14 protein-coding genes are annotated in these 13171 nt (G+C 62.9%); 1 reads left to right on the top strand and 13 read right to left on the bottom strand.

Annotated features, from left to right (window positions below; genetic code table 11):
• Position 1: 1 nt before the first annotated feature.
• Genes G9U53_RS12140 through G9U53_RS12125 form a run of 4 tightly spaced genes read right to left on the bottom strand, consistent with a single transcriptional unit; the run spans position 2 to position 3906 of the window.
• The gene (locus G9U53_RS12140; RefSeq protein WP_047271513.1) at positions 2 to 1336 is read right to left on the bottom strand and encodes an MFS transporter; all 1335 of its coding nucleotides are present in this window, start codon (positions 1334 to 1336) and stop codon (positions 2 to 4) included.
• Positions 1333 to 2406 (bottom strand): biotin-dependent carboxyltransferase family protein, encoded by a 1074-nt coding sequence (locus tag G9U53_RS12135; RefSeq protein ID WP_007731701.1) that lies wholly within the window; start codon positions 2404 to 2406, stop codon positions 1333 to 1335. The genes G9U53_RS12140 and G9U53_RS12135 overlap by 4 nt, the downstream gene beginning before the upstream one ends.
• Complete coding sequence (locus G9U53_RS12130; protein WP_347570812.1) at positions 2399 to 3106, bottom strand: carboxyltransferase domain-containing protein; 708 nt, start codon at positions 3104 to 3106, stop codon at positions 2399 to 2401. The genes G9U53_RS12135 and G9U53_RS12130 overlap by 8 nt, the downstream gene beginning before the upstream one ends.
• Positions 3103 to 3906, bottom strand: a complete 804-nt coding sequence (locus G9U53_RS12125; RefSeq protein WP_007731705.1) for a 5-oxoprolinase subunit PxpA — start codon at positions 3904 to 3906, stop codon at positions 3103 to 3105. The genes G9U53_RS12130 and G9U53_RS12125 overlap by 4 nt, the downstream gene beginning before the upstream one ends.
• Positions 3907 to 4097: 191 nt before the next feature.
• Here G9U53_RS12125 and nac point away from each other — a divergent pair, with 191 nt between their 5' ends.
• The gene (nac, locus tag G9U53_RS12120; RefSeq protein WP_030535780.1) at positions 4098 to 5021 is read left to right on the top strand and encodes a nitrogen assimilation transcriptional regulator NAC; all 924 of its coding nucleotides are present in this window, start codon (positions 4098 to 4100) and stop codon (positions 5019 to 5021) included.
• Here nac and G9U53_RS12115 read toward each other — a convergent pair.
• From G9U53_RS12115 to G9U53_RS12075, 9 genes are all read right to left on the bottom strand, one after another.
• On the bottom strand, positions 5015 to 5941 hold the full coding sequence (locus G9U53_RS12115) for a D-isomer specific 2-hydroxyacid dehydrogenase family protein (protein ID WP_007731707.1): 927 nt from the start codon (positions 5939 to 5941) through the stop codon (positions 5015 to 5017). The genes nac and G9U53_RS12115 overlap by 7 nt on opposite strands.
• A 45-nt stretch (positions 5942 to 5986) precedes the next feature.
• Complete coding sequence (locus G9U53_RS12110) at positions 5987 to 6769, bottom strand: SDR family oxidoreductase (RefSeq protein WP_007731708.1); 783 nt, start codon at positions 6767 to 6769, stop codon at positions 5987 to 5989.
• On the bottom strand, positions 6766 to 7287 hold the full coding sequence (locus tag G9U53_RS12105) for a gluconokinase (protein ID WP_030535782.1): 522 nt from the start codon (positions 7285 to 7287) through the stop codon (positions 6766 to 6768). Before G9U53_RS12105 ends, G9U53_RS12110 begins: the two co-directional genes overlap by 4 nt.
• Before the next feature lie 104 nt (positions 7288 to 7391).
• A complete protein-coding gene (gene yut / locus G9U53_RS12100; protein ID WP_007731711.1) occupies positions 7392 to 8435 on the bottom strand; it encodes an urea transporter in 1044 nt (347 codons plus the stop codon).
• 34 nt (positions 8436 to 8469) lie between these two features.
• Complete coding sequence (locus tag G9U53_RS12095; protein WP_073512868.1) at positions 8470 to 9417, bottom strand: urease accessory protein UreD; 948 nt, start codon at positions 9415 to 9417, stop codon at positions 8470 to 8472.
• On the bottom strand, positions 9414 to 10055 hold the full coding sequence (gene ureG, locus G9U53_RS12090) for an urease accessory protein UreG (protein WP_007731713.1): 642 nt from the start codon (positions 10053 to 10055) through the stop codon (positions 9414 to 9416). Before ureG ends, G9U53_RS12095 begins: the two co-directional genes overlap by 4 nt.
• 10 nt (positions 10056 to 10065) lie before the next feature.
• Positions 10066 to 10779, bottom strand: coding sequence for an urease accessory protein UreF (locus G9U53_RS12085; protein WP_042921156.1), 714 nt, complete (start codon positions 10777 to 10779; stop codon positions 10066 to 10068).
• Positions 10763 to 11410, bottom strand: a complete 648-nt coding sequence (gene ureE, locus G9U53_RS12080) for an urease accessory protein UreE (RefSeq protein WP_007731715.1) — start codon at positions 11408 to 11410, stop codon at positions 10763 to 10765. Before ureE ends, G9U53_RS12085 begins: the two co-directional genes overlap by 17 nt.
• A gap of 9 nt (positions 11411 to 11419) precedes the next feature.
• Entirely contained in the window at positions 11420 to 13138 is a 1719-nt protein-coding gene (locus G9U53_RS12075; protein ID WP_003943847.1) for an urease subunit alpha, read from the bottom strand.
• Positions 13139 to 13171 lie beyond the last annotated feature (33 nt).

Here is a 13171-nt window from a genome sequence, read left to right as displayed (position 1 = left end):
GTCACAGAGTGTCGCGTAGCGGAACGTGGGCGCGATCGGTGATGGTGCTGACCGCGATCAGCGTGCCGATTGCAGTGATGACCGCGTAGAAGGCGGGAACGTAGATACCGAATTCGGGGATCAACCAGGTCATCAACAACGGTGCGGTACCACCGAAGAGTGCGGACGAGATGTTGTAACCCAAACCGTAGGCGGAGTAGCGAACCCGCGTGGGGAACAGTTCGACGATCAGGATGTGGATGACGGCTGTGTGCCCGGCGAAGATCACTGCCATGAGGCAGGCACCGAGAACGGCGAGGCCGACGTTGCCGGTCACGATCATGGCATAGCAGGGGATCGCTCCGATCGCCATTGCCGCAGCTGCACCGGCGATGACCTTCTTGCGACCGATCCGGTCGGAGAGAGCACCCATGAACGGAATCGCGAAGCAGATCGCGACCAGGCTGGATGCGGTGACGAGAAGCGCTGTCCCGGTCGAGAATCCGATCTGATCGCCTTTGAGGAACGTGGGCATGTACGAGAACAGAACGTAGTAGCCGGAACCATTCATCAAGGGGATGAACAGGGCGAGGATCATGGCGCGACGGTGTTCGGGAGTGGAGAATGCTTCCTTGAGCGGATTGCGCGACAAACCGCCGGATTCCTTGAGCCGCTCGAAGTTCGGGGTATCGGAGATCGCGCGGCGGATGTACCAGCCGATGATTCCCATCGGAATGGCCATGAGGAACGGGATGCGCCACGCCCACGATGCGAGTCCGCCGCCGTTGATCGCGTCGGCGTTGAGCCACGGCGACATGGCAAACGCGATCATCGTTCCGGTCAGCAGTGCGAGGAACGACGCGATCTGCGCGTAGCTCGTGATCAAGCCGCGCTTGCCTTCCGGGGCGTGTTCGGCGAGGAACGTCATGGCGCCGGCAGCTTCACCACCGACGGAGAATCCCTGCACGATCCGCAGAAAGATCAGCAGTGCCGGTGCCGCGATACCGATGGCCGCGTAGGTGGGCAGCAAGCCGATACCGGCGGTCGCCACGCTGATCAGCATGATGACGAACACCAACATCTTCTGTCGACCGATCCGGTCGCCGAGGATGCCGCAGACCACCGCGCCGAGGGGTCGAACGAAGAACGAGACCGCGTAGCCGGCGAACACCAGCATCAGCGCGTCGCTCGACTTCGATACGTCGAAGAACACGATGGCCAGTGCCGTCGCCATGAACGCGAAGACACCGTTGTCGTAGAGCTCGACGAAGATGCCGACGCAGCCCGCTGCGACGACTTTCCGGACCTTGCGCGGGTCGGCTACCTGGCCGTCTACCGCTTCGATGGTGTTGGTCATGCTGTCTCCAAAATAGACGCGCGGCGCGGAGCGCTCGCGGGGCGTGTGGTGCCGACGTGGCTCGGTACTCGGGCTTCCGAGGTGTGAAGAGGTATCCGGAGGGTGGTGAATACGTTCTCCACACGCCGCCTCAGCAAGGCGATGCGGTGCTGCTGTTCGCGGTGCTCTGCAACCGCCGTTGCGACGCTGCAGTTCCGGAATCGGACGCGGTGCCCGGGTCGGGCCTGTCCCAGCTGTGAGAGTGAAACGGTGGTGACGACTGCCAGCACCGGATAACCGGCGGTGACGCCTCTACCTCGATGCAGGACCAGAAGTTCGTTGCCAGCGGGTACTTCGACGGCACCGATGGGGACGCCGCGCGAGAGGACCTCGCCGGTGCCGGTGCGCTGTGGGAGCGGCTGCTCATCGGTAGATGCCAGCCGAAGCCCGATGTGATTGCTCTGATCGCCCACCACGAATTCGGTGCCGAACAGCGCGGCTGCACTCTCCCCGAAGTCGTCGATGTCGGGGCCGTCGGTCACGTCGAGCGTCCACACGTTGCCGAAGGACGGTCGGTCGGGCAACAACCGGAACAGCGGTAGCCGGAAGACCGGGTGGTCGATCGGCGGGCAGTCGGTGTCGACGACCAGCGTCTCCCCCGCGGTCAAGTGACGGCCGAATCCGAGGACCTGGTCGGGAGCGCAGCTGCCCAGGAGGTAGTCGGCCGTCAGCTCTCCGTGGACGGCGACGTAGACGCGCAATCCGTCGTGGATTCCGGTGACGGCAAGCCGCTGACCGGCTCGCCAGACGATCGGTTCCCACTGCGGTTGCCGATGTCCGTCCACGGTCACCGTTGCGGGTGCACCCGTGACGGCGATCAGCAGATCCGTGGACGCCGACGCTGAAAAGTCGAGGGCCGTCAACTCCAGTAGCGGGGCCTCGCGCCTACTACCCACCAACGCGTTGGCGATCTCCGCGCTGATCTGGTCGGCTGCGCCGCCCGTCGCCTGACCGAACTGTGACGCCGATCCACGCCCCAAATCCTGGACGGAGCTGATTCCGGGAGTCAGGACGGTGACGGTCTCAGCCATGGGGATCACCCCCTACTGGCAGGAGCGAGCGTCCGTCGAAGTCGTCCCAGCGATCGGCGTCGATCGCACGGAAGACGAACAGATCGCCCGGGCGGTAGGCAGAAATCTGCTCCGACGCCGGATCGACCAAGATGAGCGGGGTCCGGCCGATCACTGCCCAACCGCCGGGCGCAGACCTGGCCGAAACGACTGCCTGACGTCCGGCCACCGCAACGGAACCGGCCGCGACGTGCGGTCGCGGGCTCGATCGGCGCGGGATGGGAAGGCCGAACGCCGGGCCGTCGAGCATCGGGGCGCCGCCGGGTGAGCCGTAGCAACGCATTACCAACGGGGCTGCGGAGTGAAGGCGCACCACTTCGGCTTCGGTGACGCCGAGAAACCGCGCTGTATCACCCAGGTCCGGGCCGTGTTCGCCCCCGTAGACGACGGGGATCTCGAACGTCCTAGGTTCACCTTCCAGCGGTCGGGGGATAGTCGTTGCTTCGCGAACCAGGCCGCGGACGGCGTCGTGGTCGGTGAGGAGGTTGTCGAACTCGACCAGCAGGGCGTCGTATGTCGGGATGACGCTGACGATGCCGTCGGCACCGAGCTCGAAACGTGCAGCGATCGATCGAACGGTGTTCCAGTTCTGCTCGGCGGTCCCGCCGCTGACACTGACGCGAACGGCGGCGTCACCGCAGTCGGCGACGTAGGTCTTCACGCGGAACACCCGACATCACGGGCCCGCCGTGACGCCACGACCCGGGTCAGCGGCGCAATGGTGACACCGGCGGCCTCGAGCGCGGCGCGAATCGCCTTCGCGTTCGCGACGGCACCGGGGTTGTCACCGTGCACGAGGACCGTATCGGCGACAACCGGGATCAACGTGCCGTCCACAGCTTCGACGACTTCCTCGACCACCATCCGAACGGTCCGCTCGACCAGAACGTCGACGTCGTGAATCACCGCTCCCGGCTCGCTGCGGGGCACGAGAGTTCCGTCGGAGTTGTATGCGCGATCCGCGATTCCGACGATGCCGACGCTCAATCCGCGGGCAGTCGCCTCGTCGGCCAACGCCCCGTCCTGGGCGAGCACGATCAACGACGGATCGAAGGCCGCGACCGCATCGACGACGGCGCGCGCGTAATCCTGGCGTACGGCAACAAGATTCCCGAGCTTGCCGTGGGGAGCGATGTGCGACAACGACGTTCCGCTCGCGACCGCAAAGGCGTGAAGGGCGCCGAGTTGGAACAGCACGTCGGTTCGGACCTCGTTCTCACTGAGATCCATCGCGCGACGTCCGAATCCGGCGAGGTCCGGAAAACTCGGATGCGCGCCGATGCCGATACCGCGCGATACGCACCCCCGCACGGTCGCATCCATGGTTCGTGGATCGCCTGCATGGAATCCGCAAGCGATGTTGGCCGAAGTCAGCGTGTCGAGCAGAGCATCGTCGGCGCCCATGGTCCACGTGCCGAAACCTTCGCCGAGATCGGCGACAAGATCGATGCTGGTTGCCATTTCGGTCCTTCCGGTTCGTTTACTTGTTCGTACGGGCGCCGTTGCCCGTGGTTGGTCCGACTGTCGAAGTTCTGTGTGTCGACTTCGGTGTTTCTGGGACGCTACTCAGGAACGCCAAAGGGTTGTTAATACCGTTTCGCGTTGGGGTGATCGGAATTCGATATGTCCGTTGAGCTGGTAGTTTGCACAGCATGGACACGAGAAGGCTCTACTCGTTCGTACGAATTGTCGATGCCGGCAGCATCACCCGAGCCGCCGACATCCTGCACATCGCACAACCCGCCCTGAGCCAACAGATGACGTCGCTGGAAACGCAGTTCGGTCAGCAACTTCTGATCCGCAGCAAACAGGGTGTCGAGCCGACCGATGCGGGGCACGCACTCTATCGGCATGCTCAGGTGATTCTGCGTCAGGTGGAGAGTGCCCAGGCCGAGGTGTCCGTGGTCGGACGGGCGCTGGCGGGTGGCGTCTCGGTCGGCCTCGCCCCGTACAGCACCGCGACGGCAATCGCCTTGCCGCTCTTGGCCCGTGTGCGCGAGCAGCACCCGAATATCTTGTTGCACATCAACGAGAACTTCGGTGGCGTGCTCAGCGAAGCGATGATGACCGGTCGCATGGATCTGGCGTTGTTGTACGACGCCGGCCCGATCAAGGGTGTGACGTTCGAACGCTTGCTCACCGAGGAGCTGGTGGTGGTTGCCCCGTTCGGTACCGGACTGGCAGGCGAATCGGGATCCGACATCTCCCTGCCCGAGATCGCCGAACTGCCACTATTGCTTCCGGGTCGGATGCACACCATCCGCAAGGTGGTGGAGCAGGCTTTCGACCGTGCAGAGCAGCAACCGAACGTCGTGGCCGAAGTGGAATCGGTGATGACGCTGTCCGAGGCCGTACGCACCGGATTGGGCGCGACGGTTCTGCCGTGGTCGGTGGCCCGCAGGGTCATGGACGTCGAAGCGCTCGAGCTACGACGCATCGAGCCGGGCATCGAAGTGCATGTCTCCCTTGGCACCCCGGCCAATCAGCCCCTCTCCAAACCGGCCGAGGCGGTGCGCGATGTTCTGCGCACCGTCGTTGCCGATTACGTGAAGGGAACCAACGCGAGCGGTCAGTAGCCCGCCGACGGATCGATCACGGCGGCGAGGTCCTCACCTGCGGCGAATCGGGCGACGTTGGCTGCAACGTGATCTGCCAGGACGCGGGTGAGCGTCGTAGCCGGGTTGGCGACGTGTGGAGTGATGATCGCGTTGGGCAGCTTCCACAACCGATGCCCGTCCGGCAACGGCTCGGGATCGGTGACGTCCAGTGCCGCCCCGCCGATCGAACCGGCTTCCAGTGCGTCGACCAATGCGTCCGTGTCGACGAGGGTGCCACGCGCGATGTTCACGATCCAGCTCGACTCCGACATCTGGTCCAGTTCGGCCTTGCCGACCAGATGCCGCGTCGCGGATGTCGACGGTGCTGCGATCACGAAGTGATCTGCCTTGGACCAGATTTCGCCGGTGCGGTCGGCCGAGAGCGTTTCGGAAGCACCCTCGACAGGGGTCCCGGAGCGGGTGATCGCGATGACCTTGACTTTGGACGCGGCGAGGTACGGGATCAACGCACGGCCGATTCCGCCGCAACCGATGATCGCCACTGTCGAGCCCTGCAAAGTGCCCACCCGCGGGTCGAACTCTTCCTTGCGCCACGACTGCGCCGCCAATTGTTCGGGGAGAGAACGAACTCCGGCGAGGAGAAGCATCATCGTATGTTCGGCAACATTGCCCGCGTACGCTCCGGCAGCAGACGTCCAGACCCGCTTGTCGTCGATCACCCCGGCGTCGAACCAGGGCTCGATGCCGGCGAACGGCAACTGCACCCAGCGAACCGAATCGGGTAGCGACGACGGGAACGTCTCCGGCCCGTGTACCCACACGACGCCCTCGGCGTCTGCCAGTGGAACGAGAACTCCACCGGCTCGGCGTATTCCGTCGGCGACGTGAGGATCCTCGACGGGACCGAGGTGGATGCGAGGGGCGCTGGCGTCTGTCATGTGGGTGCTTTCTGTTCGAGTAGCGGACGATCTAACAGCGGACAATCAGACGACGGCCGTCATTCCGCCGTCGACGTAGAGGATCTGACCGTTGACGAAATCCGAAGCCGGGGAGGCCAAGAACAGTAGCGACCCGATCAGCTCCTCGGTACGGCCCCAACGTCCGGCGGGTGTCCGCTTGGCAAGCCACGCGGTGAACTCCGGATCGTTGACCAGCGCAGAGGTCAGTTCGGTGTCGAAGTATCCCGGTGCGATCGCGTTGATCTGCAAACCGAAGGGTGCCCAGTCGGCGCACATTCCGCGGGTGAGCATCTTGAGCCCGCCCTTGCTGGCCGCGTACGGTGCGATTCCCGCTCGGCCGAGCTCGCTCTGCACCGAGCAGATGTTGACGATCTTCCCGTGTCCGCGCTCGACCATGCCGCGGGCGAATTCACGTCCGACGTAGAACGCACTGGTCAGGTTGGTGTCCATGACACGCCGGAAGTCGTCGTCGCCGAACTCGAGAAGCGGGGCGCGGTGCTGCACGCCGGTGTTGTTGACAACGATCTCGACCGGGCCGACCTCCGCCTCGATGCGTGTCGCCGCATCCCGGACGGCGGCCGAATCGGTGACGTCGAACGCGTATGCGTGCACCGTTGCGCCGGTCGCGTCGGCGATGCGTCGACGCTCGGCTTCGAGCACGTCGGAATTTCGGCTGTTGAGCACCACCACCGCACCCGCCTCGGCGAGACCAGTCGCGAGGGCCGAGCCGATGCCTCGGCTCGAACCCGTCACCAGCGCGACCTTCCCGGAAATGTCGAACGGGCCGGGGCTTGCGGTGCTACTCACGCTGTGACGCTCCTCTGAGATGTATGGATGTAGTCGACTGCCTCGCCCACCAGTGTGCTCGGTTCGGAGACGACATTCAGCGTGATGCCGCGCTCGTCGTCTGTAAGCGGTTCGAGAGCCTCGAACTGGGAGATGAGCAGACTCTCCGGCATGAAGTGCCCGGCGCGGAAACGCATACGTGCGGAGATAGTCTCGAAATCACCGGCCAGGTGGACGAACTGCACGTCGAGACCGTCCGGGCGCAACCGGCCCCGATAGTCCTTTCGCAGAGCCGAACAGGCAACGACGCCTGTTCGTCCCGCATCGGCACGCTCGGAAAGCCAGGCCGCGATCGCGTCGAGCCACGGCACACGGTCTTCGTCGGTCAACGGTGTCCCCGAACGCATTTTGGCGACATTGGACTCGGGGTGCAGATCGTCACCGTCGACGAAGTCTGCCCCGAGAGACGTGGCGAGACCCACTGCCACGGTGCTTTTTCCAGCACCGGCCACACCCATCACAACTACCTGCACGGTCATGCTTCGACCATGCCCGACTACCGAAGGCCAGACAATACTCGAGTGATACCGGTTCGCGAGGGTGCCATAGCGGAACGATCTAGGAACTTCTGCCCGTTCGAGCCCTATCCGTTCGCCTTTGCGATCGAATCCTTGCCCTCGGCCGCTCCACCCTCGATGGTGTCGTGCTGGATGGGAACGAACTTCTTCTTCGGCAGCAGGAACAGCCACGTCGCGAAGACGAACGGGCCCGTTCCGGCCGGCAGGCTGATCGGAGCAAAGGCAGACACCAGCGTGCCGTGGATGACAACAGTCACCAGTACTCCGAAGACGGTGTAGACGAACACACGCCACGACGGGTTGTAGAACACCGATCCGAGAGCAATTGCCGTCAGCACCGAACTGAGCCCGTAGAGACCATTGCCGATGTCGACGGTGTTTGCGCCCAGCGCCAGTACCGAACCCATCGCTATCGCGGAACCGATGAGCGCGAACAACGCCGCCCAACGCGACGCGACCAGCAGCGCGATCACGAAGATAATGCCGGTGACGGTGTTGTTGATCAGAAAGATCTGGGAGACGTTGCGGAACAGCGTGTCCCACAGGAAGCTGAAAGTGACGTCGGCATGAACTGACGCGTCCCCGATGTGCTGGGGAAACTGGCCCGCGCTGAGGTCTGACGTTTCGATCCGCAGGAACTGGAACGCCGCAAGAAGGAAGAACCAGTTGACGAGGTTGAACGGAAAGGTCAGCGCCGGTACGCCCCACGTCTTGAAGACATTGGCAACGGCCAGGAACGCGATCGTCGACGCGGCAGCTCCCACCACGAGGTAGATCCACAGCATCACGCCCCCGGCAAGGAACGTCGGAAATGCAGCTCCCACAAGAATTCCGTTGTATCCGTACAGGCCGATACGCATCGAATCGTCGTCGGAGTGCAGCATCATGCCGGTGACGGTGGATACCACCAGACCCACCACGGCACCAATTGCGACGGTGATCGTGTCCGCGGCTATCGCTCCCCAGAAGATACCGACCAGAAACAGCAGGCCCGTCAGCGCATTGCCCTGGAACATCACCTGCCCGGAGCCTTTGAGATTGGTGTCGATGAATCTGAGCACGACGTTCTTGTCCGCGACGTCGTCCCAGGGTTTGGTGATGGTGGTCATCGCACGTCCCTCGATCCCTATCAGGCGATCCGCGTCATCCCCAGAGCGGGACGGGCGGAATGGTGGTGTCCAGAACTGCCTTTCGCACCAGAGCCCAGAAATCACGAACCTTCGCCTTGACGGGTTCGCTCTCCGGACCGAGGACTTTGAAGATGAGACCGGCGTCGTTCGGGAGCCGGCTCGCCCCGGAGACGACCTTGCCGTCACGGCCCGGAACTACCTCCTCGAGAATGGCGTCGGCGTGCTCCTTCGGTGTCAGTAGGATGACATTGCCGAAGACGTCGTGGTCGCCCATGATTCCGCCGTATCGCACGGGGAAGCGTGCCGGTTCGATCACCAACTTCTCGGTGAAGAGATTCTTCCCGTCCGGACGCTTCGCCTTGATCAATGTGGAGTACAGGTCGTAGACGAACATCTCTCCGCCGTCGTGATACTTGCGACCCGGCATCACGATCTCCGAGAACAACAGCGTTGCAGTCGGATCCACCGTGATGTCGGTGCGCGCGTAGTACCTCGCGTTGCGGTGTGGGATCGTCACCCCGGGCATCAGTTCGAGATACGAATTCTCCGCGAGCACCACTTTCTGGAGTTGCGACGCGTGATTGGCATCCATCCGGTGAACCTTGGTGGCCGACTGAGTGGTCACGTGCGCGAGGGAACCCGGTTCCATCTCGATGGTCAGGAACAGTCGATCGCCTTGCAGCACACTGCCGGACGTCGAGATCATGTAGACGCACGGCATGGTCGGCAACGCTTCGTCCCAGTACAGCGCCTGCTGAACCAGCAGCGGTGTCTTGCGGTACATGTCCCGCAGAATCGTCTTGTCGCCACGGTCGACAAATCGCATCTCGAGAACGCCGGTCTTCCCGACCTTGCCGGCCGGGGCCTGCTTCGGCTGGTCCTGGTACTGGTCGAGTTCCGGGATGGTCGGGATCGGCCCCGGGAGCGACCGCGATGCTCCCGGGACGGACGTTGCGCTCACGGTGCGCTCGCTCCCACTTCCTCTTCGTCGAAGAGGACTCCGTGCACGATGAGGTCCACCACTTCCTTGATGCCTTCCCCGGTCATGCAATTGGTGAAGACGAACGGCTTGTCGCCGCGCATCCCCTTGGAGTCGCGATCCATGACTCCGAGATCGGCGTTGACGTACGGTGCGAGATCGGTCTTGTTGATGACCAGGATGTCGGACTGCGAGATTCCCGGACCGTTCTTGCGCGGAATCTTGTCGCCTGCGGCCACATCGATGACATAGATGAAGAAGTCGACGAGAGCCGGACTGAACGTCAGTGTGAGGTTGTCGCCGCCACTTTCGATGAACACCACGTCGGTGTCGGGGAACGTCTTCTCCATGTCCTCGACCGCCGCGAGATTCATACTCGGGTCTTCGCGGACGGCGGTGTGGGGGCAGGCTCCCGTCTCTACGCCGACGATACGTTCCTCCACGAGAACACCTTTGAGAGCCTTGCGCACATGCTTGGCATCTTCGGTGGTGACCACGTCGTTGGTGATGATCAGAACGCTGGTGCCCCGCTTGATGAACTCCGGTGTGATCGCCTCGATGAGCGCGGTCTTACCCGAACCCACGGGTCCGCCGATTCCGATGCGCGTTGTCTTCTTCATCGTTCTCCTTCTAGTTCATGAACATTCGGACGTGCGCCTTGACGTGCACCGCAGCCAGAATGTCGATCATCGGGGCGAAATTGGACATGTCGTCGAGTCCGTAGTCACGCACTGCGGCGTACTCATGGCCGGCAGTCTGATTGACCTCGAACAGAATCTCTTGCGTCGCGAGGTGATCGACTCGGACGATACGAAGGGCAGCGCCGAGCAACGTCATCGCGACACCGTACTGATTGACCGTGAAAGCGTCCTCTTCCGGAGAACCCATCTCCGCGAAAGCAATTCCGAGGCCGACGGGGTAGGTACCCGGTGTCTCCCCCGATGCGATCGCGGCCAACCACTTGTTGAACAGGGTCTCACCGGCCAAGCGCCCGCCGAGTTCGGCCAACTTCTTACCCATGCGGGTACTCATCGTGCGTGCTTCTTCGTTGAGTTTGCGTTCGATCACTGCATGATCAGCGGCGAGGATCGCCGAGAAATCACCGGCTGCCGCACCCCGGTGCGCCGCGAGTACGGCGATACCGTCGCACGTCGCGCCCTGATGGGCGGCCGAGAGCACAAACTCCCGCAGCGACGGACCACCCGTGACAATTCCCTGCGCCACGGCCGATTCCAAACCGTTGGAGAACGAGAAGGAACCGACCGGGAACATGGAATCGGAAAACTGCATCATCCGCATCGCGCGGTTGATGCTGAGCCCGGATCCCTCAGACGAGAGGGTCATGGGTATGCCCCTCGCCCTCACGCGCGGCCGCACCGAACAAACGGCGTGCCTCGTGTGGAGCGATGTAGGGAATGACCTCGGCGCCCGGGATGAAGGTGTACTCGATGCCCTCGAAAGCATGTGTCCGCATCACCGAGCCCATGACCGCCTTGTCGACGGTCAACGGAACGTAGACCTTCATTCCCTTCACCACCGCAGGCCAGTGCTGGTTACCCACGGCATGTCCCAACTCCAGGCACGTCTGAATCATCTTCTCGGGCGTGACGTCGACCAGCGCGCTCAGGTCGATCTCCAAAACGTCCTTGAGGTTGATCCTGGCCACGACCACGGTGTTCGCCGGCTCGTCCCACAGCAGAATGTCGCCGTCCTGCAACTGAATACCCCGATCGAGCGAGACGGCCAATTCACGGCCACCGATCGTGGTGCGTCGTAACCGACTCTTCTGCGCTTCCCACTGATCGAGCGACAAGACGTCGACTACCGCATTGTCGAGTCGACCGGCCCACTCCTCGTCGGTCTCCTTCCCGAGCAGCGCGTCGACTCGCGTCGGCTTTCCGCTCGGCGCGGTCATCTCGCCGTGCGTGTGTGGCGTCGCATCGGCGCCGTGCGTGTGTGTGATTGTTCCCGACACTGGAGACCCCTAACTGAAGAAGTAAAGTTGGTTCAAGCGAATGGATTCGGCAGGTTCGACGTATGCGTGGACGCCGTCCGCAGTCACCGCGAAGGTCTCCGGATCCACCTTGATTTCCGGAGTAGCCGAGTTACGAACCAGATCACGCTTGGTGACCGTCCTCGTGCCCTCGACGGCGACAACCTGACGTTCGAGACCGAGTCGATCCTTGATGCCGTCGTCGAGCGCCGCTCGCGAGACGAACGAGACCGAACTCTGCGGCAACGCCTTGCCGAATCCACCGAACATCGGCCGGTAGATCACCGGTTGTGGTGTCGGGAGCGACGCATTCGGATCTCCCATGGCGTGCCAGCTGATCAGACCGTTCTTGATGATCGTCTTCGGCTTCGCGCCGAAGAATGCGGGCTCCCAGAGAACAAGATCCGCCATCTTCCCGACACCGATCGACCCGACCACATGCGAAAGACCGAACGTCAACGCTGGATTGATCGTGACCTTCGCGACGTAGCGCAACACGCGGAAGTTGTCGTGCGTCGGTGAATCCTCGGGCAGCTTGCCGCGGGACCGCTTCATGCAGTCCGCTGTTTGGATCGCGCGTAGCCAGTTTTCTCCAACCCGGCCCATCGCCTGTGAGTCACTCGAGAACATCGAGATGACGCCCATGTCTTGCAGTACGTTCTCGGCACCGATCGTCTCGGCGCGAACGCGGGACTCGGCAAACGAAACATCCGAGGGCACTTTGGGATTGAGGTTGTGACAGACCATGATCATGTCGAAGAGCTCGGCCTGAGTGTTGATGCCGTACGGCAACGTCGGATTGGTCGACGCCGGAAGTACGTTGTCCTCGCCCGTCACTCGCAGGATGTCGGGTGCGTGACCGCCGCCCGCACCCTCGCTGTGATAGGTGTGAATCGTACGGCCTTCGAAGGCCGCGATGGTGTCCTCGACGTATCCGGCCTCGTTGAGGGTATCCGTGTGAATGGCGACCTGAACGTCCATTTCGTCTGCCACCCGCAGAGACTCACGAATTGTGGCCGGTGTCGCGCCCCAGTCCTCGTGGACCTTCAGACCGGCCGCACCGGCCTTGATCTGTTCGACCAGCGACTGATGCCCGGACGAGTTCCCCTTGCCCAACATGCAGACGTTGACCGGCAAACCCTCGTTGGCCTTGAGCATCATCTCCATGTTCCAGATACCGGAAGTGATGGTGGTGCCGTTGGTTCCGTCGGTCGGGCCGATACCACCACCGATCAGCGTCGTCACTCCCCCGCTGAGCGCGTGGTACGCCTGCTGTGGTGACACGAGGTGCACGTGCGGATCGATGCCGGCGGCAGTGAGGATCATCTGCTCACCGGAAATCGCGTCGGTCGCCGGACCGGTGGTCAGCCCCGGGGTGACGCCTTCCATCGTGCTGGAGTTTCCCGCCTTGCCCCAGCCAACGATCTTGCCGTCCTTGATTCCCACGTCTGCCTTGACGACGCCGATGGTTGCATCGACGATGACCACGTTGGTGATCACGAGGTCGAGGGCACCGTCGATGCTGCATGACTCCGGATCCTGGCCCATGCCGTCGCGCAGCGTCTTGCCGCCGCCGTAGATCGACTCGTCGCCGATCGTTCGAAGATCTTCCTCGACCTCGATGTACAGGTCGGTATTGCCCAGTCTGATCTGGTCACCCGTGGTGACCCCGAACAGACCCGAATACTCTTGTCTCGAAATGCTTGTCATGGGTGTTGCTCTCCTTCGTCCGCCGTGAACGAG

The sequence above is a fragment of the Rhodococcus sp. D-46 genome, assembly GCF_011290655.1.
In the GTDB taxonomy this organism is placed as follows: domain Bacteria; phylum Actinomycetota; class Actinomycetes; order Mycobacteriales; family Mycobacteriaceae; genus Rhodococcus_F; species Rhodococcus_F qingshengii.
Note: the sequence above shows the minus strand (reverse complement) of the source record. Positions and strands in the feature narration are given on the sequence as shown.